Annotated in this window: 19 protein-coding genes; 12 read left to right on the forward strand and 7 right to left on the reverse strand. The window is 39.4% G+C overall.

Annotated features, from left to right (window positions below; all coding sequences use genetic code 11):
• Window positions 1–44: 44 nt before the first annotated feature.
• From B3394_RS09890 to B3394_RS09910, 5 genes are all read right to left on the reverse strand, one after another.
• Window positions 45–827, reverse strand: coding sequence for an enoyl-CoA hydratase/isomerase family protein (locus B3394_RS09890; RefSeq protein ID WP_286918376.1), 783 nt, complete (start codon window positions 825–827; stop codon window positions 45–47).
• Window positions 828–840: 13 nt separating this feature from the next.
• Entirely contained in the window at window positions 841–2316 is a 1476-nt protein-coding gene (locus B3394_RS09895; RefSeq protein WP_394353033.1) for a sensor histidine kinase, read from the reverse strand.
• A complete protein-coding gene (locus B3394_RS09900; protein ID WP_177730664.1) occupies window positions 2317–2874 on the reverse strand; it encodes a CopD family protein in 558 nt (185 codons plus the stop codon).
• A gap of 10 nt (window positions 2875–2884) precedes the next feature.
• Window positions 2885–3901 (reverse strand): ferrochelatase, encoded by a 1017-nt coding sequence (gene hemH / locus B3394_RS09905; RefSeq protein ID WP_177730667.1) that lies wholly within the window; start codon window positions 3899–3901, stop codon window positions 2885–2887.
• A gap of 93 nt (window positions 3902–3994) precedes the next feature.
• Complete coding sequence (locus tag B3394_RS09910) at window positions 3995–4867, reverse strand: AraC family transcriptional regulator (RefSeq protein WP_177730669.1); 873 nt, start codon at window positions 4865–4867, stop codon at window positions 3995–3997.
• A 229-nt stretch (window positions 4868–5096) separates the two neighbouring features.
• On the opposite strand from B3394_RS09910, the gene hemA reads away from it, so the two are divergent.
• The 12 genes from hemA (at window position 5097) to B3394_RS09970 (ending at window position 20069) form a co-directional block, all read left to right on the forward strand.
• A complete protein-coding gene (gene hemA, locus B3394_RS09915) occupies window positions 5097–6356 on the forward strand; it encodes a glutamyl-tRNA reductase (RefSeq protein WP_177730670.1) in 1260 nt (419 codons plus the stop codon).
• On the forward strand, window positions 6349–7266 hold the full coding sequence (gene hemC / locus B3394_RS09920; RefSeq protein ID WP_286918493.1) for a hydroxymethylbilane synthase: 918 nt from the start codon (window positions 6349–6351) through the stop codon (window positions 7264–7266). Before hemA ends, hemC begins: the two co-directional genes overlap by 8 nt.
• Entirely contained in the window at window positions 7266–7934 is a 669-nt protein-coding gene (locus B3394_RS09925) for a uroporphyrinogen-III synthase (protein ID WP_286918506.1), read from the forward strand. Before hemC ends, B3394_RS09925 begins: the two co-directional genes overlap by 1 nt.
• A gap of 4 nt (window positions 7935–7938) precedes the next feature.
• On the forward strand, window positions 7939–8454 hold the full coding sequence (locus B3394_RS09930) for a GNAT family N-acetyltransferase (protein ID WP_286918507.1): 516 nt from the start codon (window positions 7939–7941) through the stop codon (window positions 8452–8454).
• Window positions 8455–8509: 55 nt separating this feature from the next.
• The gene (hemE, locus tag B3394_RS09935; protein WP_273244227.1) at window positions 8510–9538 is read left to right on the forward strand and encodes a uroporphyrinogen decarboxylase; all 1029 of its coding nucleotides are present in this window, start codon (window positions 8510–8512) and stop codon (window positions 9536–9538) included.
• Between the two features lie 8 nt (window positions 9539–9546).
• Entirely contained in the window at window positions 9547–10101 is a 555-nt protein-coding gene (locus B3394_RS09940) for a DUF3575 domain-containing protein (protein WP_177730680.1), read from the forward strand.
• Window positions 10102–10115: 14 nt separating this feature from the next.
• Window positions 10116–11021: an oxygen-dependent coproporphyrinogen oxidase gene (gene hemF, locus B3394_RS09945; RefSeq protein WP_286918568.1), complete on the forward strand. Its 906-nt coding sequence runs from the start codon at window positions 10116–10118 to the stop codon at window positions 11019–11021.
• A 69-nt stretch (window positions 11022–11090) separates the two neighbouring features.
• Window positions 11091–12140, forward strand: coding sequence for a DUF4421 family protein (locus tag B3394_RS09950; RefSeq protein WP_273244221.1), 1050 nt, complete (start codon window positions 11091–11093; stop codon window positions 12138–12140).
• 326 nt (window positions 12141–12466) lie between these two features.
• The gene (locus B3394_RS09955; RefSeq protein ID WP_177730687.1) at window positions 12467–13621 is read left to right on the forward strand and encodes an HlyD family secretion protein; all 1155 of its coding nucleotides are present in this window, start codon (window positions 12467–12469) and stop codon (window positions 13619–13621) included.
• Complete coding sequence (locus tag B3394_RS09960) at window positions 13618–15777, forward strand: peptidase domain-containing ABC transporter (protein WP_177730689.1); 2160 nt, start codon at window positions 13618–13620, stop codon at window positions 15775–15777. The genes B3394_RS09955 and B3394_RS09960 overlap by 4 nt, the downstream gene beginning before the upstream one ends.
• A 21-nt stretch (window positions 15778–15798) precedes the next feature.
• Complete coding sequence (locus tag B3394_RS09965; protein ID WP_286918639.1) at window positions 15799–18978, forward strand: lantibiotic dehydratase; 3180 nt, start codon at window positions 15799–15801, stop codon at window positions 18976–18978.
• A gap of 2 nt (window positions 18979–18980) precedes the next feature.
• On the forward strand, window positions 18981–20069 hold the full coding sequence (locus B3394_RS09970) for a quinone oxidoreductase family protein (protein ID WP_286918696.1): 1089 nt from the start codon (window positions 18981–18983) through the stop codon (window positions 20067–20069).
• Between the two features lie 336 nt (window positions 20070–20405).
• Here the strand turns inward: B3394_RS09970 and B3394_RS18165 are convergent, their stop codons facing one another.
• Window positions 20406–20552 carry a class I lanthipeptide gene (locus B3394_RS18165; RefSeq protein ID WP_218618738.1) on the reverse strand — a complete coding sequence of 49 codons (147 nt, stop codon included), beginning with the start codon at window positions 20550–20552 and terminating at the stop codon, window positions 20406–20408.
• A 25-nt stretch (window positions 20553–20577) separates the two neighbouring features.
• Window positions 20578–20736, reverse strand: coding sequence for a class I lanthipeptide (locus tag B3394_RS09975; RefSeq protein WP_177730695.1), 159 nt, complete (start codon window positions 20734–20736; stop codon window positions 20578–20580).
• Between the last annotated feature and the right edge of the window lie 58 nt (window positions 20737–20794).

The following is a 20794-nucleotide window of genomic DNA, read 5'->3' on the forward strand; positions in this document are numbered from 1 at the left end:
CTTATCGATTTGGATAAGGACTTTTGCTTTCTGGTATTTACTTTTTATTTTCCCGAAAATACGGCTTTTCTTTTTTCAAGAAATGCTGTTGTTCCTTCTTTAAAATCTTCTGTTCCGAAACATTCTCCGAAAGAACGGATCTCTGTATGATACCCGTTTACGCCTTCTTCATAATTGGCATTAACAGACTGGATCGCTTTTCCGATAGCAACACTCGAATTTTTGGTGATCTTACCGGCAATTCCTTTTACAAAATCCAGTAATTCTTCCTGCGTTACCACATGGTTTACCAATCCGTAGTTTAATGCTGTTTGTGCATCAATCATTCCGGCGGTCATGATCATTTCCATCGCACGTCCTTTTCCTATTAATTGCGGCAAACGCTGTGTTCCGCCATAACCCGGAATTACTCCTAAGGAAACTTCCGGCAATCCCATTTTGGCATTCTCTGAAGCTACTCTGAAATGTGCGGCCATAGCCAGTTCCAATCCGCCGCCTAAAGCAAATCCGTTAACGGCTGCAATAACCGGAGTCTCTAAATTCTGAACAAAATCGAAAAGCATTTCCTGTCCCTGCGCTGCCAGTCTTCCTCCTTCTTTAATTGAAAAGTTTGCAAACTCTGAAATATCCGCTCCGGCTACAAATGCTTTTTCCCCGCTTCCTGTAATGATAATCACTTTTACCGATTTGTCGTCGTTTTCTGCTTTAAAAGCTTTGTGCAGCTCTTCAATTGTAGCTTTGTTAAGGGCATTCAGTTTGGTAGGACGGTTAATGGTAATAACCGCTATCCCATTTTCTTTTTCAATTAAAATGTTTTCGTAGTTCATGATGTTGTAATGTTTATGTGTTGATTATAGGCAGCGTCACCAAAAATGTTGTTCCATTTCCTTTCTCGCTCTGAAACGTAATGGTGCCGTGATAATTTTCTACAATATTTTTAATGATTCCCAATCCCAATCCCATGCCGCTGGTTTTGGTGGTAAATTTCGGTTCGAAAATACGATTTTTATTTTCCATACTGATCCCCACCCCATTGTCTTTAACAATAATTTTAGCATTGTTGTTTTCCCTGTAAACTTTTACTTCAATTTTAGGTTCCGGCTCATTTTCCGGTATTGCCTGAATGGCATTCTTAACCAGGTTGGTGATGATCCGGATCAGTTGTGTCCGGTCTATTTTTGTGATGATCTCCGCTTCATCCGCTTCAAAATAAATATAGTATTCATTAAAGATTTCCAAAGCCAGCTGTACGATCGCAACCAGGTTTATCGTTTCGTTTTGCTGTGCCGGCATTGATGCAAAATTGGAAAAAGCAGAGGCTACCGAACTCATCGTATCGATCTGCTGAATCAGGGTTTTGGAATAATCTTCTACTTTTTGTTTTACATTCGGGTCGTTCGGATCAAATTTTCGCTGAAAGCTCTGTACGGTCAAACGCATCGGCGTTAGCGGATTTTTGATTTCATGTGCCACCTGTTTTGCCATTTCCCGCCAGGCCTGTTCTCTTTCGCTTTGCGCCAACTTCTCGGCACTTTCTTCCAGTTTGTCCACCATTCCGTTATAGGCGATAATCAGGGAATTGATCTCTTTGCTGCTGGAGGCTTCCAGCGGAATCTTCTCGTTCTTTTTATTAAAGCGGGTATCGTAGATTCGTTCACTGATGGCCTGTAGTGATTTGGTAATATAACTGGACAGGAAATAAGCCAGCATGATAGACGTGAGCAACATAAAAAAGTAAACCTGCCCGAAGCGGATCAGGAAGTTTTTTACTTCATTTTCATAAAAGCTGGTTTCTTCGGCATACGGAAGATTCAAGATCCCGAGCGGCTTGAATTTGGTGTCTTTTAAATAGCTATAGGACGAGCGGTAGCGCTGTCCGTCTATCTGGCGCAAGTCGACAAATCGTTTGCTTGCAGACGACTGTATAATTTTTAAGATAATCGGCGAAATGGGCCTTGCCAGGCTGTCAATTGAAAAATTCCCTTTGGAAGAAATCAGCAGGTTTCCTTTCAAATCATGGATATTGATTTCCAGCGCATGGATATTGGCCAATTCCTGGATCTTGTCTTTAAAGATTAGCGGTAAATTTTCCGTGGTTAGCGGATAGGTCGTGGTAGAAAGAATATAATTGATGTGCTGCGTAATGGCATCTTCTTTTCGTTCCAGACGGTCCTGATGGTAAATACGGGCTTCTTTACGGAACTGGTAAATGGAAACCGTAGCGATCAAAACAGACGCAATCAGCGTAAGGAAAATCATGGAGAAAAAAATCCTGACCTGTAACGATAATTGGGTTATTTTAAAATCTTTAAACATCTATGACTGGTTTCTTTCCCGGATTCGTTTGTAAAGCCTGTAGCCTAACATTAGCAGAATCGAAAATAAGAAAATTCCGATTACGCCGTAAATCCAATTCAGGGCATCTTTTAAAATTACTAAAAAAACCACTGCAAAAAGTATAATCGTGGCTCCTTCGTTCCATATTCTGAAAAAAGCGGAGGTGTGCCGGATTTCATTTCGCTGTAATTGCTTAAAAATCTGATGGCATTTTAAATGATACAGGTAAAGCAGGAAAACAAATCCCAGTTTTACATGCATCCAGGGCATTTTGAGCCACGCATTGCCCAGGGTGGTAAAAAACAGCATCCAGAAGGCAAAAATACTGGCTAAAATTGCCGACGGCCAGGTAATGATATACCACAACCGGTAGGACATCAGCTGGTATTGCTTGATCAGAATTTCTTTTTCCGGCGAAGGTTTGTCTTTTGCTTCCGCATGATAAACAAACAGGCGGACGATATAAAAAAGCCCTGCAAACCATGTTATAACAAAGATGAGATGCAGGGATTTTATATAATTATAATATTCTTCCATTTAGAAGGTATTAGTTTTTAGACCAGTCTTTAATCCAGTTACTCATCGTTTCAATCCAGTTATCATCGTCATTCAGGCACGGGATGGCTAAGAAGTTTTCCCCGCCGTGTTCTTTAAACTGGTGGTTGGCTTCCATGGCGATTTCTTCCAATGTTTCCAGACAGTCGGAAACGAATGCCGGCGTAACTACTGCCAGGTTTTTTATGCCTTTTTCCGGCATTTTGTTGATTTCAACATCGGTATATGGCTCCAGCCATTTGTCCCCTGCAAGACGGGACTGAAATGTCTGGCTGTATTTTTCTTTCGGCAGGTTTAAAAGTTCCACTACCTGACGCGTGGTTTCATAACACTGGTGACGGTAACAGAATTCATGTGCCGGTGATGGCGTATTGCAGCAGGATCCGTCTATTTTACAGTGTGATTTGGTTACATCTGTTTTACGGACATGGCGCTCCGGAATACCGTGATAGGAGAATAACAAATGATCGTATTCAAATCCTTCCAGATGTTTCTTTATCGAATCGGCCAAGTTCTGGATATAGTCTTTTTTATTGTAAAATGCCGGAACTATGGTAAACGTCATTTGCGGGAAATGTTTCTGACGCAGTTCTTCCGCCAGGACCAGAATTGTAGTGGTCGAAGCCATGGCATGCTGCGGATAAAGCGGGAACAGCATGACTTCCGTAACCCCTTTGTCTGCCAACTCCTGTAATCCTTTCAGGATCGACGGATTGCCGTATCGCATTGCCAAAGCAACCGGAACAGCTACTTTATCCTGTACTTTTTTATGGGCTCTTTTGGAAATTACCACTAAAGGAGATCCTTCTTCCCACCATATTTTTTTATAGGCTTCGGCAGAACGCTCCGGGCGTTTTCTTAAGATAATCCCTCTCACCAGTAAGGCTCTTAATAAAAAAGGGACATCAATAACATATTTATCCATTAAGAACTCATCCAAATATGGCTTTACATCTTTTGGTTCAGGACTTTCGGGCGAACCTAAGTTTACTAACAATACTCCTTTCATAAATTTTTTTCGCAAATTTATTTACTTGCTTTTTGTTTCCAGGTTGATATTAATTTCTTTTTTGAATACTTCAATAGCTAAAATAGATACTCTTTAAGAGTTTATATTAATAGACATCAGATATTTTTTTGGTGTGGTACCGAATTTCTTTTTAAAAGCAGCAATAAAATGGCTTGCTGTGCTGTAGCCGATTTTCAGACCTACTTCATTTACATTATAGGAACCGCTGTCCAGCAGTTTCCGGGCATATTCCATTTTATAGTCGAACAGAAAACTGTATACCGAATCGCCATAAATCTGCTTGAATCCCATTTTCAGCTTTTTCAGGTTTAATCCCACCTGATCGGCCAATTCCTGCAATCCGGGCGGTTCTGCCATATTAGCAAGTACGATATCTTTTGCTTTCCGGATTTTTAAGACATTTTCTTCGTCTATTAAAAACGGGCATTGTTCGGCATCCGGGTCTTCACTACGGTTAAAAAATAAGCTTAACAGTTCATATCCTTTTCCTTTATAATACAGGTTTTTAATGGAAGCGTTTAAGTTGTAATTGAAAACCTGGTTCAATACGATAGCCATCGAAGGGCTGATATTTTCTTCCTTATAATATTTTTTATCCCTGTTTTCATCACTCAGAAACGGGATATATTCGGCTTCGGAAGAAAACAAGGCATGAAATTTTTTAATGGAAATCAGTACCGAAACCACCCAGGAATGGGGTTCAATCGTTAAATGTAACGGCAGTTCTTTTTGGGGATTGTACAACAGTAAGGATTTTTCTTCTACCAGATCCAGCGCATAGTTTCCCTGATTAAACAAAAACTTTGCTTTTCCTTTCAATCCAAAATGAAACTGAATAAGCCCCATACCTACATGACGTTCGAATTTAACGACGTCATTCGTATCATTCTGAAAACGAATTAAAAAAAAATCTTCTTCAATTTTTATTTCTTCTTGAGAACCCATAGCGGTATTTTTTCGTAAGTATCTTCAAAGCCTTTTATTTTGTTTATTTAGAATAATTCCAAATAAATAAATTGTAAGGTGTTGATTTCAGTGCAAATTTAAAAGAATTTATGTTGACAAACATATTTTAGTTTAAAATATCTTGGAGCGATACAAAAAGTCCTTTGAGCGTTATTTTTATAGTATAGATAGTAATACTTTTGTTTAACTTTAGATTAAAGTGTAAAGAATGGGAAATAATACGATATCGAAGCATCCAACATTTTATGCAGTTGGATTGAGTTACAAGAAAGCGGATGCCGAGATAAGAGGAAAGTTTAGCCTTGACACTCAGGCAAAAAACGACTTATTGATACAAGCAAAAAACGAAGGTCTGGAAACCTTAATCGTTACTTCTACCTGTAACAGAACTGAAATTTACGGTTTTGCCCAGCATCCTTTCCAGTTAATAAAGTTACTTTGTGAAAACAGTCAGGGTACTATTGAAGATTTTCAAAAAGTAGCTTATGTTTACAAAAACAGCGAGGCGATCAACCACATGTTTCGCGTGGGAACCGGATTGGACAGCCAGATTTTAGGTGACTTCGAAATTATCAGTCAGATTAAAAATTCTTTTATTGATTCCAAAGCACAGAACCTGGTTAATAATTTTTTAGAGCGTTTGGTAAATGCCGTTATTCAAGCCAGCAAGCGTATTAAAAACGAAACCGAGATCAGTTCCGGTGCTACTTCCGTTTCTTTTGCAGCGGTACAATATATTATGAACAATGTTCCCGAGATCAGCAACAAGAATATCTTATTGTTCGGAACTGGGAAAATAGGCCGCAACACTTGCGAGAATTTAGTAAAACACACTAAAAACGATCACATTACGCTGATTAACCGGACCAAAGATAAAGCAGAGAGAATTGCCGGCAAGTTTAACCTGATTGTAAAGGATTATGCCGATTTGCAGCTTGAAATTCAAAAAGCCGATGTTTTGGTAGTTGCCACAGGTGCTCAGAATCCAACCATTGACAAAGCAATCCTGAATCTTAAAAAGCCTTTGCTGATTTTAGATTTGTCTATTCCTAAAAATGTAAATGAAAATGTAAAAGAGCTGGAAGGCATCAGTCTGGTTCACATGGATCATCTTTCGCAAATGACGGATGAAACACTGGAAAACAGAAAAAAACACATCCCGGCTGCCGAAGCGATCATTGAAGAGATCAAAGAAGAATACATCAGCTGGACAAAAGCCCGGAAATTTGCACCAACTATTCATGCGTTAAAAGAAAAACTCAACACGATTAAAGAAAGTGAACTGAATTTTCAACGTAAAAAAATAAACAATTTTGATGAAGAGCAGGCTGAGATCATCAGTACCCGCATCATTCAAAAAATAACTACTCATTTTGCCAATCACCTGAAAGACAACAATACCATGGTTGATGAAAGTATCGAGTGGATTGAGAAAATTTTTCAGATAGAAACTGCAAAAGATGAATAAAACAATACGCATTGGAACGCGTGACAGCGAACTCGCTTTATGGCAGGCTCACACCGTTGAAAAAAGACTAAACGATTTAGGATATACAACCGCAATCATCGCAGTAAAATCGACCGGCGATATTATTCTTGACAAACCTTTATATGAATTGGGCATTACCGGTATTTTCACCAAAACACTGGACATTGCCATGATTAAAGGAGAAGTGGACATTGCCGTTCACTCCATGAAAGACGTGCCGACAGCTTTGCCTCAGGGCATTGTACAGGCGGCTGTTTTAGAAAGAGCAAACACTTTAGATATATTGGTACACAAAGGAAATCAGGATTTCCTTAACGGTACCGGAACCATTGCAACCGGAAGCCTTCGCCGAAAAGCGCAATGGCTACACAAATACCCGTCACACGAAGTTGTCGATTTACGCGGCAACGTGAACACCCGGATGCAAAAACTCCAGGACAACAATTGGAACGGAGCTGTTTTTGCCGCTGCCGGACTGGAGCGCATCAATTTGAAACCCGAAACCTATATCGATTTAGACTGGATGGTTCCTGCACCTGCACAAGGCGCCATGGTGGTTGTGGCGATGGAAAACGATGCTTTCTGCAAAGAAGCCGTAGCCAAATTAAATCATAGCGAAACAGAAATCTGTACCCATATTGAACGCCAGTTTCTACGGGAACTGGAAGGCGGCTGTACCGCACCTATAGGCGCATTGGCAACGATAGCCAACGATATCATTTCTTTTGAAGGGGTTTTATTTTCCCTTGACGGAAAAGAGAAACGGGACATTAAAACGACTGTTCCTGTAAAAGAATACCACGATCTTGGGAAAAACAGTGCTCAGGAAATACTTAACAATGGCGGTAACGAATTAATGGCTGCCATTAAAAAAACATTACAGCAATAATGCCGGATACGACACGTATACTTTCCACCAAAAAACTACTTCCCAATCAGAAGCAATTTTTACTGAATGCCGGTTTCACGGTTGTGGAATCCGATTTCATCAAAACAGAAACCATTGCTTTTGATCTGAATCAGCTTCAGGAATACCTGATTTTCACCAGTCAGAATGCAGTTCACAGTGTGTTACAACACCCTGAGGTAGCTGAGCTAAAACAGAAAGATGTTTTTTGCGTTGGTTTAAAAACCAAAGCATTATTGGAAGAAAACGGTTTTAAAGTAATTGCCTATACCGGATATGCTTCCGATCTGGCGGAGATCATTACCCTGGTTTATCCCAAAGGCAGTTATTCCTTTTTTAGCGGCAACCTGCGTAAAGACACTTTACCGGATGCTTTAAAAGAAGCCAATATTCCGCTAAAAGAAGTTAATGTTTACAACACGATACTGACTCCTAATAAAATAAACAGTAAAGCAGACGGAATCCTTTTTTTCAGTCCGTCCGGTGTGGAAAGCTATTTAAAAGACAACACCATTACTGCCGAAACCTGCTTTTGCATTGGTACCACTACTGCAGAAGCACTTGATACTATTACCAAAAACATTGTCATTGCCAATCAGCCCACAATTGAAAACACCATAATTCAGTGCATTAATCATTATAAGCAATAACGCCATGGACTATCTGTTAGAAAATCTGGAAACGGAACGCTTGCTTTTTCGGAAACTGAATCCTTCCGATTTTGATACCTGGCTGGCTTTTTACAAAGATCCGGAAAGCAACGAGCTTTGGAATGCCGCTTTATCACCGGAAGAAGCCTGCAAACAGTGGTTTGAAGAACAGTTTTCCCGCTATGACAATAAATCGGGCGGTATGCATGTTTTAACCGATAAGAAAACCAAGGCATTTGTAGGACAATGTGGTTTATTGGTTCTCGATTATAATAATAGTACAGAGATTGCGCTGGCTTTTTCCTTATTGCCCAAATTTCAGCATAAAGGATATGCCGAAGAAGCCGCACTAAAATGTAAGGAATATGCTTTCAAAACCCTTAAAGCCGGTTCCCTGATTGCGTTAATAAGTCCTTCCGACATGCTTTCCGAACAAGTGGCTACCGCTATTGGCATGGAATGGGAAGACACCAATATTTACAACGACAAAATTGTCAATATATTCAGATTAAAAAAATAAAACGGAATTTTGCTTTTCGCACCGCAAAAGCAAGTCCGCAAAATAACGTAGCAATATGATAAAGAACGATTTATTTTTAAGAGCCTTAAAAGGAGAAACTGTAGAAAGACCACCGGTATGGATGATGCGTCAGGCCGGGAGATATTTACCGGAATTCAGAGCTTTACGGGACAAATATGATTTTTTCACCCGTTGTAAAACTCCGGAATTAGCTGCTGAAATAACCGTTCAACCCATTCGTATTGTAAAACCGGATGCTGCCATTTTATTTTCCGATATTCTGGTTATTCCGCAGGCTATGGGAATTGATGTGGAACTAAAAGATAATTTAGGTCCTATCCTTCCGAATCCTATTCGTACCGCTGCCGATGTGGAAAAAGTATTCATCCCGAATATCCAGGAAAGCTTAGGTTATGTAATGGACGCCATTACGTTAACCAAAGAAATGCTGAATGACGAAGTACCGCTTATTGGTTTTGCCGGTTCACCATGGACTATTTTCTGCTATGCTGTGGAAGGAAAAGGCTCTAAGAGCTTTGATACTGCTAAAGGATTCTGTTTTTCACAGCCGGAAGCCGCTCACGCCCTATTGCAGAAAATTACCGATACTACTATTGCTTATTTAATTGAAAAGGTAAAAACCGGTGTAAATGCCGTTCAGGTTTTTGACAGCTGGGGCGGAATGTTATCTCCGGCAGATTATCAGGAATTTTCATGGCGCTATATCAACCAGATTGTAGAAGCACTGGCACCGCATACGGAAGTGATTGTTTTTGGAAAAGGTTGCTGGTTTGCCCTGAATGAAATGTCAAAAAGTAAGGCTTCCGCCCTGGGAGTAGACTGGACCTGTTCTCCGAAAAATGCCCGTTATTTAACGGGTGGCAACATTACGTTACAAGGAAACTTTGATCCTTCCCGTTTGTTATCGCCTATTCCAACGATCAAAAAGATGGTACACGAAATGATCGATGCGTTTGGAAAAGACAAATATATTGTAAATTTAGGGCATGGAATTTTACCGAATATTCCTGTCGATCATGCCAAAGCATTTATCGAAGCCGTAAAAGAATATAACCAAAAATAAAACCCTCCATGGGCATTAAAACCAGACTCTGTTTCGTATTCCTGTTTGTAAGCTTCTTTGCTTACAGTCAAACAAGCATCAAAGGAAATGTAGTGACCGCCTTTGCGGCCATTCCTAATTTTGGTATCGAAACAAAAATAGGTCCGAAAATGACCTTTCAGTTTGATGTTACGGCATCGTTCTGGAAATCGGTTAAGGGTGGCCCTATGGAATTTGTACTGGTTTTTCCGGAAGTCCGTTATTATACCAAAGCGATCAATGACGGTTTTTTTGTGGGTGCCCACATTGGCGGCAGTATGTATAAAATCCAGAAATGGGAGTACTGGCATACCGATTATTACCAGGAAGGTCTTGGTGTAATGTTCGGGGCGACCGTTGGTTACCAGTACAAATTAAGCGACCGTTTTAACCTGGAGCTATTTCTGGGCGGCGGTTCTCATTTAGGTTTTTACAAAGGCTATACCATGACAACACATGAGCGCCTTGACGGTGCCGAAAAATACAATAAAAGCGGAGAATTAATTCCTTATAGAGGCGGTTTGATGCTCGTCTATAAGCTCTAATTCCTATACACAAAATGAAAGAGAAATTTTACACCTACATACAGCATCTTCAGGATACCATAACCGCAGCTCTTGAAAAAGCCGATGGAAAAGCCGTTTTTCACCAGGATATCTGGGAACGTCCGGAAGGCGGCGGCGGAAGAACACGCGTAATCGAGAATGGAAATGTATTTGAAAAAGGTGGTGTTAATATTTCTGCCGTTCATGGTCTGTTGCCACAAGCAATGCAAGCTTACTTTAATGTAGGCGATGTTGATTTTTTTGCCTGCGGATTAAGTCTGGTTATCCATCCTAAGAATCCTATGGTTCCGACAGTGCATGCGAACTGGCGCTATTTTGAAATGTATGATAAAGACGGAAACGTTATCAACCAATGGTTTGGTGGCGGACAGGACTTGACGCCTTATTATTTGTTTGAAGAAGATGCGATCCATTTTCACCAGACCTGCAAAACGGCCTGCGACAAACACAATCCTGAGTTCTACCCAAAATACAAACAACAGTGTGACACCTATTTCTGGAACGCACACCGAAATGAAGCCAGAGGTATCGGCGGTCTTTTCTTTGACCATTGCAAAGCAACCGAATCCATGTCTATGGAAAACTGGTACGATTTTGTAACCGAAGTGGGTAATAGTTTTGTATCGGCTTATGTGCCTATAGTGGAAAAGCGAAAAGACCTGGAATATACTGCCGAAAACAGAACCTGGCAGGAAATACGCCGTGGCCGTTATGTAGAATTTAATCTGGTTCACGACAAAGGCACCTTATTCGGATTGAAAACCAACGGCAGAATCGAAAGTATTTTAATGAGTTTGCCGCCGCATGTGCAATGGGTTTACGACCATCATCCGGAAGAAGGAAGTGAAGAAGCCAGGTTACTGACTGTTTTGGAAAAACCTGTTGACTGGCTAAATTAGTTTTTCGTAACTTGCAGCGCTTTAGTAATTAATGCCATTTTTCACTATAAAAAACTCAGTCCCCGACCGATGAGTCCGAAAAAGTTTTTTTTCATCGGAATTTTAATACTGCTATCAACTTTTGCTTTTTCCCAAAACGATTCTATCTATCAGGAAGTTAAGCAAAAATATGATACGACTTATCGCGTTGATTACTCTAATAAAATGATTTGCAGGCTGAATATCGACTCCGATATCAGCAATATCTATATTCGTAAAGTAAAAGAAAAATCGGAGAACAAATTTATTCCAAACGAGATTTTCAAACTCCGTTTTTCATTTGATTATAAGTTTTTAGGGGTTACCGTGTCTTTTTCGCCCAGTTTTTTCCCCGGTAATAATGACAATTCCATTAAAGGCAATACACTGATCCTGGATCTGGGCTTTAAGTTTTTCTATTCCGACCGGTTGCGGCAGGAAATCATTTATAAGAATGTACAGGGTTACTACCTTGTTTCCCCTGATAATGACGAGCTGATCGAGGCTTACCCCCGAATGAAGGTCAACACCTATGGCGGCAAGACGTTCTTTATTGTCAACCGTAACTTTTCGTACCGCGCTTATGAATCCCAAACGGAACGGCAGATGAAAAGCGTAGGAACTTTTATTCCGAGTTTATACTATGCCTACAATACGTTAGAAACCAATGCCGAAAATACGACCAAACTGTTTATTGATAAAATCTACTCTTATGATCTTATCATTCAGGCCGGTTATATGTACAATGTGGTTTTGGATAAAAAATGGTTTGCAACAGCAGGATTTCATCCCGGTTTAGGATATAACTATTCCAACAATTTTTATTTAAACAACCAAAACAATCAGGAACTGGAACAAAAGTCGCGGGGACTTAATTTTAATATCGATGCCAATCTTGCCCTTGGCTTTAACAACAGTAATTTCTTTTCCGGCATTAAAGCCAATTACAGAAATTTCAATTATATAAATGACTTAAATACCGAGTTCATTAATACCCGTATTGGCTTTGATTTTTTTATCGGTTACCGCTTTAAAGAATCCAAACCCATCAAAAAAGTCTTCGAAAAAATCGAAGAACAATTGAACAAACTTCCCATTTAATTTTTCAAAAGACCACTTTTCTGCGCTAAAATCTTTCTTTTTTAGCAGCGACGTCTATGGCAGAATTTTCATTTTTCACGTCATTTCAGGCTATTTTCTGCGCAATGCCTGCTCCCACCTTTTTCAAAAGCATTTAAAACACAAATGCTTCATTTACAATACATTAAACCCTTAAAAACCACTCATTTTTTATAAAATTCGGGTTACTTAAGTTGTACACGTTATACATTCTTCGTTGTTTTGAATCAAAACCCACACGATTATGTATACTGAATTTTTTAAGCGAAAAGGTCAGTTAAGTCAAACTCTTAAAACTTAATATCGCCATGAACGACCAAAACATTTTTCCAGAAGATATTCTAAAGAGTACTGTAGAATATCACATTGCAAAACACAGTAAAAAAACGAATGTTATTTTTTGGGCTATTTTCATTTCCCTGTTCGGATTGATCATTGCGCTGCCTTTTATTTATGTTGATTTGTATACAACCAGCAGAGGTCAGATTATCCCGCAGGAGAAAAAAGCATCTCTTTATGCTCCGGCAAATGGAAAAGTTCTTTTTTCCAGCCTTGAAGAAAACCGAAAAATAAATGCCGGTGACACCCTTCTTATCATCGACCATAAGATCATCCAGGAGAAAGGCCGTTTGAATAATGTTCAGACAAACGAGTACCAGGATTATATTACTGATTTAAAAAACCTGCTGAAAAGAAATTACGGTTCGCTAAAAACAGAGCAATATAAAAAGGAGTATTTAAAACACGAGCAGGAGCTTTTTAATATTGATGTGGTGATCAAAACCTCTCAGGCCGAATTTGACCGTGCCGACCGTCTTTACAACAAGCAAATCATCGCCAAAGCAGAATATGAAAAAACGCTTTTGGAACTGAATAAACTAAAAAACGACAGGGTCAACATCATCAAACAGGCCGAATTGGGCTGGCAAAAACAGCTAACGGATTACAACCAGTCGGTTAACAATATTAACTCCAATTCCAACCAGCTTCGTGAAGAAGAGAAAACCTATGTTTTGATTGCTCCCATCAGCGGTGAGCTGTTAAATGTACAGGGAATCAACAAAGGAAGTATTGTTTCTCCGGGAACTGTTATTGCTGAAATTTCTCCCGATAAGGATATTGTTGTGGAAACGTATGTATCGCCTTCCGATATCGGATTTATAAAAGAGGGAGAACATGTAAAATACCAGATTGATGCCTATAATTCGAACCAATGGGGTTTTGCAACCGGAAAGATCATTGATGTCGGAAAAGATGTTGTTTTCATTGGCGACACTCCGGTTTACAAAATCAGAAGCTCGATCGCAAAGAAAAGCCTTTACCTGAGAAACGGTTCGGAAGGCAGATTGAAAAAAGGAATGACATTAACAAGTCGCTTTTTCTTAACAAAGAGAAGTATGTTCCAGTTATTATTTGACGAAATAGAAGATTGGTTAAACCCTTATAACAGTATCAAAAAATGAGTAAAATAGCAATAAAACAACATGACTTCAGTGATTGCGGTGCCACTTGCCTGGCTTCAATTGCCGAACATTACAATCTGAGTTTACCAATCTCCAGAATAAGACAATATGCCAGTACCAGTCAAAAAGGAACTACTCTTCTGGGATTGCGTGAAGCGGCCATTAAATTAGGGTTTCTGGCAAAAGGCGTAAAAGCTTCCTTTGAGAGCATTAAAGATATTCCGCTTCCTGCCATTGCCCACGTGATTGTAAAGCATGAAGAGCATGAATTCCCACACTATGTGGTTATCTATAAAGTAACGGATAAATACATCCAGGTGATGGATCCTGCTTCCGGGAAAATTGAGAAAAAATCATACGAAGAGTTCAAACAAATCTCAACAGAGTATTTTCTGATCTTAATTCCGGATGAAGATATCTTCAAAGAGAGAAATGAGAAAATTTCGAACATGAAAAGAATCATGTTTCTGTTAAAACCGCACAAATACATCCTGATCCAGGCCTTTATAGGTGCCGTGATCTATACGCTGCTCGGTTTCTCCATGTCGATTTATGTTGAAAAGATCACCGACTTTGTGCTGGTTAGCGGTAACAAGAGCCTGTTAAACCTGATGAGTGTTATTGTATTGGGCTGTCTGGTTTTACAGTTTGCCTTTGGTGCCTTAAAAGATTTCTTCCTGCTCAAAACAAGTCAGCAAATCGATTCCCGGTTAATCCTGGGGTATTACAAGCATTTGTTTACCATGCCGCAAAAGTTCTTTGATACAATGCGAATCGGGGAAATTATGTCCAGAATCGGCGATGCGGTAAAAATCCGATTATTGATCAATGAAACGGCTTTAAGTATTTCGGTAAATATCCTGATCGTGATCTTTTCGTTCATTTTCATGTATACCTATTACTGGAAGCTGGCATTGATTGTTTCTTTAATTATTCCGGTATATATCATTATCTATTTTATTGTCAACAACCTGAATAAAAAAGTGGAACGCCAGGTAATGGAAAAAAATGCGATGCTTGAATCGCAGTTGGTAGAATCCATTAAAAACATCGGAACCGTTAAACGTTTATCTCTTGAAGATTTCTCGAAAAACAAAACCGAATTACGCTTCATTGATTTATTGAAAAGTATCTATGCTTCCGGGATCAACAACATTTTCTCCAGGGTTTCTACCGAATTCGTTTCCCGAATATTTACGGTAATCCTGCTTTGGGCCGGTACACATTATGCTATTGACGGGCAGATCACTCCGGGGGAATTGTTCTCCTTCTATTCGGTAATCGGTTATTTTACCGGTCCGGCTTCCCAGCTGATCGGAACCAACGTTGCCATTCAGAATGCAATGATTGCCGCCGACCGTTTGTTTGGCATCATGGATCTGGATACGGAGAAAACCGATGCGAATGTAAACCTGAACAAAAACAATTTTGGTGATATCGAATTTAAGAATGTTGATTTCTCTTATGAAATTGGAAGAAACACCTTCAAAGAATTGAACCTTAAGATCCCGAAAGGGAAGTTCACGGCGATTGTAGGAGAAAGCGGAAGCGGTAAAAGTACCATTGCCTCGTTGATCCAGAGTATTTATTATCCTACAGACGGTAAGATATCTGTTGGTAATTATGACTTAAAATATATCACCAAAGACAGTATAAACAAGCTGATCACTACTGTTCCGCAAAATGTAGAGTTGTTTGACGGTTCTATTATTTCCAACATTGCCATTGGAGAGCAAAATCCGGATATGGAACGCATCATTGATGTGAGTAAAAAAGTTGGTGCTTACGATTTTATTGAATCTTTACCGAATGGTTTTGACACCTATTTAGGCGAATTCGGAGCGAATTTATCCGGTGGGGAACGCCAGCGAATTGCGTTTGCCAGAGCCTTATACAAAGATCCGGAAGTAATCATTTTAGACGAGGCTACTTCGGCTTTAGACTCTGAGTCCGAGCTGGTAATCAAAAAATTAATTGATGATCTTTCCCGTGAAGGAAAAACAATTATTGTCATTGCACATAAGTTACATTCCATAAAAAATGCCGATATTATCATGGCGTTTAAAAAAGGTGAACTTATCGAAAATGGTACTCATGAAGAATTATTAAATCAGAAAGGCTACTACTACAAGATGTGGCAAAACAATCAAAACTAAAAACCCGAAAACTATTATATTATGAAAAATTACTCATTTGCCAATAAAGCAATCGTTAGAACGCCGTTAGAGCCTAAAAAAGATGATATAACATGGGAAGAAATCCAGGAGATCTTTAAAGATAAAAAGAATCGCGAAGCTTTGTTTATCGGTTCACCGAATATCTACAAGGCACTGGAATTATGGGAAAAAGGAGAAGCATTCCAAACGGAGGATGAGCTTAAAAGCTTAAAAGGATCGCTGTATAAATATACGTCCAGAATGTCAAACAGATGTACGCCTTTCGGTTTATTCGCCAGCGTATCGGCTATTGACATGGGACCGGAAACAGTTATTAATTTTGACGAAGCCTCCATCAGCCGTTATACAAAATACGATATGTATTTCCTGGGTAGTTTTATGCCGATTATCACGAAAGAAAATGCCATCAGAGAAGTTTTAAAATACTTCCCGAATAACTCCATCTATACGGTTTTTGACAAATACCGTTTTGTGGAATACTATTTCAAAAAGAATGCCCGTCTTCATAAAATATCGGAAGTTGTGGCCAATGAATATTTAGAGCTTTTACTGGAAAAAGCTAAAAACGGTGCCACTATTGCCGAAATGGCACAGCACCTGATTTCTGACGAGATCAACGAAAAGGATGCCAAAGACTTTATCAATACAATTATTGACAGCCAGTTTTTAGTAAGCGAATTGGAATTCACGTTAACCGGTCAGGATTATTTTGAAAAACTGATCGCTAAATTCAACGAAGACCGTTTTGCGTTCCACGAAGCCCAGGTTATCAAAGAGCTTATCCTGAACCTGAAAGAAAAGATCAGTAGCCTGGATGCGGATGTTTTTAACGATCCTTCCAAATATCAGGAAATTTATACCCTGCTAAATCAGGAACTGGACGAAGTGGATGAAACCAAGCTTTTCCAGGTGGACAGTTACCGAAACCTGCCCAATGCAACTTTGAGCAACAAAACCCTTAAAAAGCTAAGAAGCAGTGTTACTGCCTTAAACAAACTGCAGCCATTAAGTGAAAAAAGCAATCTGAAAGAATTTAAACGCAAATTCTCGGAGCGTTATGAAGAATATGAGCAGCCGTTAATTAAAGTTCTGGATCCGGATGTAGGAATCGGATACGGAAAACAATCCGGTGCCAAAACACCTTTAGTGGATGAATTGAATATCGTTCCGAATTATTCTAACCAGCGCCAGGTGGTTTTAAGTCCGGAAAGAGCCTTTTTATTTAAAAAGCTGATCCAGGCAACACAAACCAATGCCACCAGTATCGCGCTAACGGATGAGGAAATCAACCAGTTTGACGAAAAAGAAAAACTATACCCGGACAGCTTCTCTGTATTTTTCAATATTTTCCATGAAAATGCAGAAGAAAAAATTGCCTTATCCTATGTGTCCGGTCCGTCTGCAAACGGCCTTATCGGGCGATTCGGTCATTTGAACAACCAGATCATGGATCTTTGCAATGAAATTTCCGAAAGAGAAAAAGCCTTGCATGCGGATAAAATCATCGCGGAAATCATCCATTTACCACAGGCCAGAACCGGAAACATCCTGTACAGAGGCTTCCAGAGAGATTATGAAATTCCTTATTTAGGCGGTTCTTCCCTGGATATGGACCATCAGATTTTAGTGGATGATTTATATATTTCGGTAAAAAACAACAGAATCATTCTTCGCTCTAAAAGATTAGGGAAAGAGATCATTCCGAGATTAGGAAATGCACACAATTACAGTGCAAATGCCTTACCGATTTACCATTTTTTATGTGATCTTCAAAACCAGGAAACTTCCGGAATGGGCTTTTCATGGGGCGAATTGCAAAACGATTTCGAGTTCCTGCCGAGATTAACGTATAACGATACGGTATTGTCAAGAGCAACCTGGAATATCTCTGAAAAAGACATTAAAGCCATTACCGGTGCAAAAGAGGAAAATGCGATTGCAACGGTTAAAGCTTTCCAGGCAGAAAGAAATATCCCGGATATCATTTCTTTTGTTCAGGGCGATAACGAGGTTGTTGTGAACTTCACCAACGATTTGAGCTGTAAAGTATTTTATTTAATGCTGAAAGGTGAAAAATTCATCCAGTTAAAAGAGTTCTTGTTTAAAGAAGATACCGTTACACAAAACTACTGTAATGAGTTTATTGTTTCGGCCTACCGAAATGCTGAAGAAAAGAAAACCAGCAACAACAAACATACCGAAGTTGTGGCTTCATATAAAGAAAAAGCCTTGAGCGATGGCACTAAAGATTCGCTTTCTGACGCTGTAATTCCTTCTTTCTCCATTGGTGAAGAATGGTTGTATTACAAATTTTATTGCGGTGAAAGAGCTGGTGAAGAATTGTTAAACAGAGCGATAAATCCTATTGTTGCCGAACTGGAAGAGAAGAACCTGATTCAGAAATGGTTTTTCATCCGCTATCACGATGCTTTAGGACATCACCTGCGTTTCAGGGTTTTATTACATGACAAGCAGCATTTTACAGAATGTATCAACATCATTAAAACACATATCAAACCGTTTGAAGACAGTAACATCATCTGGAAAACGCAAACCGATACTTATCTGAGAGAATTACAGCGCTACGGACAGCTTGCCATTCAGGAAACGGAAAGTCTTTTCCATTTCGACAGTGAATGCTCCATGCGTTTTTCCGATATGATCGAAGGCGATTCCGGCGAAAAAATCCGTTGGAAATTCTGTTTGCTATCGATGCACTTCCTGCTGGAAGATTTGGGCTTCAGCTTAAAAGACAGGGTGGAAATGTTAAAAGTGGCCAAGACCAGTTTTGGTAACGAGTTTAACCGTTCCGGATCCGGAGAGCTGAATAAGCAGATCAATGAAATGTTTGCCAAAAACGAACGGGACATTGAGCTTTTTATGGATGAGTCGCTAACCGATGAGATGTTTGCGCCTATCTGGGATATTTTAAAAGACCGTTCGGAGAAAAATCAGGCTGTCGCCCAACATTTACAGGAGCTTGCACAACAGCAGAAGCTGCCAACTTCCTTTGGTGCCGTTGCCCTGAGTTATTTACACATGATCTGTAACCGCGTGTTTATCGCCAAACAACGTGTACACGAAATGGTGGTTTACGATTACCTATACCGCTATTACAGCAAACAATTGCATACCTCATCCTCAAAAAATAAAGATAACCAACACGTTGAAACCGTATAACTATGAGAGCTTTAGCAGTATTAAGTCCTTCTTTATATGAAAAAACAGATGCCCGGAAAAGGCATCTGTTTTCTATTGACAGTCATCAGATCCCTCTTGGCTTTGTTACCGCCAGCATGCCGGAATTTGATGAAAACGCCGATAATTTTGCCAATTATGTATTTGTCAGAAAGATTAGTTTCTCGCTGAATTACCGCGATTTGGGCATTATTGAAAATGCGTGGCGAAAAATAAAAGAAGCCGATCGGGAAACCTATTATCCTATTGGTTCCGATTTCTGCGGTATCGTGGAAAAAGTTGGCAAAAACGTGACCACATTATCCAAGGGCGATAAAGTTATCGGGAATAACTTTTATCCTTTCCTGGAAAACAATTCGATGCCGGGTATTCCTTCCAATCATTCCAGCAGGGAATTTGAGATCTATCATTCCGGAAAGCTGATGAAAATCCCGGACGGTATTCCTGCAGAACAGGCCGGAAGCATGAGCATTGGTGTACAAACCGCAATGTCCATGATTCGAAAAGCGAATATAAAAGAGGGTGAGAATGTTTTGGTTACTTCCATTACTTCCAATACTTCTTTTTTCTTTTTAAGCCTTTTAAGAGAAAAGAAATGTAATGTTTACGGCCTGTCCTATTCCGGAAAAAATACGGACGCTGTTAAAAACCATTTCCCTTTTGTAAAAGAGATCTTTAATTTTAAAGAAAACCAGCTGTCGGATAACCTGTATTTCGATGTTGTACTGGATGCTTTTTCCGATACTTATTTAGTGCCGCTTACGTCACATCTGAATGTAAATGCCCGTTACCTGACCTGCGGCGTATACAACCAGTCTTCCGAAAAAATAAAAGCCGTTGAAAAGATCAATCTTACGTTGTTAATTGCCGATTTAATGACCCGAAACGTACAGCTTATCGGAAACTGCCTGGGAAGCGGAGAAGACCTTAAAAACGGCGTAAATGGTTTTACAGACAATACTTTAATTATTGACCAGACATTTACCAAAGAAGAATCCATCCAGGATTTTTTAGACAAAACATACAATGTAGAGGGCGATAAATTTGGGAAAGTCGCTTTTATGTATACTTAAAAAAACCATTCTAAAATATCCACAGCTCCATTAGTTAATGCTAATGGAGTTTTTTTATGCCTTAACCGGCCAATATATCCTCCCTGTTTTCTTTATTGCCAAACGGTTACGACGATTATTGTTATACACTATAGCTTTATGCTTTCCCCCGGCCTTGTTTGTCCGTACAGGAAAAGCAGCATAGCCCCATGCTGTGTCATACCAGGTATTGTTCCGGCCAGATGCTACCATTGTTATAAAGCATTTTGTCCCCCATCATTTGGTATCCGGATATCGTAATAACAAAAAAGACTATCTNNAGATAGTCTTTTTTGTTATTACAGGCTGTGTATAACCTTAAACCATATTATATACTACTATTAGGGTAATACTTAAACATACCGCCGTAGTTCCACCATTTACTTCATATAACTGTCCATCATTTAGTTCGACTAACGAACTCTTAGCAAAGGATAACGTTCCGTTTGTGTTTATTTTTTTCATGGTTATAATGATTTATGGCTGTTAATTAGATTTTGTCAATTAGCATAGCGATTGTTAAGCCTACGATCACTCCGGTACAGAAAGGTGTACTTCCTCCGTTTACGTCGTTTAACTGATTGTCGTTTAATTCTACTAAAGAATGTTTAGCGAAAGCTAATTTGCTGTTTGCGTTTACTGTTTTCATAATTTTTGTTTTAATTGGTTGGTTTGATTAGATTTTGTCGATTAGCATAGCGATTGTC

Origin of the sequence: Flavobacterium sp. UBA4197, from assembly GCF_002379575.1 — a bacterium.
Lineage (GTDB): Bacteria > Bacteroidota > Bacteroidia > Flavobacteriales > Flavobacteriaceae > Flavobacterium > Flavobacterium inviolabile.

Bases quoted from the DNA above. Each gene is read 5' to 3' on its own strand.
- B3394_RS09890 (WP_286918376.1), bottom strand. From the start codon at position 827: ATGAACTACGAAAACATTTTAATTGAAAAAGAAAATGGGATAGCGGTT.
- B3394_RS09895 (WP_394353033.1), bottom strand. From the start codon at position 2,316: ATGTTTAAAGATTTTAAAATAACCCAATTATCGTTACAGGTCAGGATT.
- B3394_RS09900 (WP_177730664.1), bottom strand. From the start codon at position 2,874: ATGGAAGAATATTATAATTATATAAAATCCCTGCATCTCATCTTTGTT.
- hemH (WP_177730667.1), bottom strand. From the start codon at position 3,901: ATGAAAGGAGTATTGTTAGTAAACTTAGGTTCGCCCGAAAGTCCTGAA.
- B3394_RS09910 (WP_177730669.1), bottom strand. From the start codon at position 4,867: ATGGGTTCTCAAGAAGAAATAAAAATTGAAGAAGATTTTTTTTTAATT.
- hemA (WP_177730670.1), top strand. From the start codon at position 5,097: ATGGGAAATAATACGATATCGAAGCATCCAACATTTTATGCAGTTGGA.
- hemC (WP_286918493.1), top strand. From the start codon at position 6,349: ATGAATAAAACAATACGCATTGGAACGCGTGACAGCGAACTCGCTTTA.
- B3394_RS09925 (WP_286918506.1), top strand. From the start codon at position 7,266: ATGCCGGATACGACACGTATACTTTCCACCAAAAAACTACTTCCCAAT.
- B3394_RS09930 (WP_286918507.1), top strand. From the start codon at position 7,939: ATGGACTATCTGTTAGAAAATCTGGAAACGGAACGCTTGCTTTTTCGG.
- hemE (WP_273244227.1), top strand. From the start codon at position 8,510: ATGATAAAGAACGATTTATTTTTAAGAGCCTTAAAAGGAGAAACTGTA.
- B3394_RS09940 (WP_177730680.1), top strand. From the start codon at position 9,547: ATGGGCATTAAAACCAGACTCTGTTTCGTATTCCTGTTTGTAAGCTTC.
- hemF (WP_286918568.1), top strand. From the start codon at position 10,116: ATGAAAGAGAAATTTTACACCTACATACAGCATCTTCAGGATACCATA.
- B3394_RS09950 (WP_273244221.1), top strand. From the start codon at position 11,091: ATGAGTCCGAAAAAGTTTTTTTTCATCGGAATTTTAATACTGCTATCA.
- B3394_RS09955 (WP_177730687.1), top strand. From the start codon at position 12,467: ATGAACGACCAAAACATTTTTCCAGAAGATATTCTAAAGAGTACTGTA.
- B3394_RS09960 (WP_177730689.1), top strand. From the start codon at position 13,618: ATGAGTAAAATAGCAATAAAACAACATGACTTCAGTGATTGCGGTGCC.
- B3394_RS09965 (WP_286918639.1), top strand. From the start codon at position 15,799: ATGAAAAATTACTCATTTGCCAATAAAGCAATCGTTAGAACGCCGTTA.
- B3394_RS09970 (WP_286918696.1), top strand. From the start codon at position 18,981: ATGAGAGCTTTAGCAGTATTAAGTCCTTCTTTATATGAAAAAACAGAT.
- B3394_RS18165 (WP_218618738.1), bottom strand. From the start codon at position 20,552: ATGAAAAAAATAAACACAAACGGAACGTTATCCTTTGCTAAGAGTTCG.
- B3394_RS09975 (WP_177730695.1), bottom strand. From the start codon at position 20,736: ATGAAAACAGTAAACGCAAACAGCAAATTAGCTTTCGCTAAACATTCT.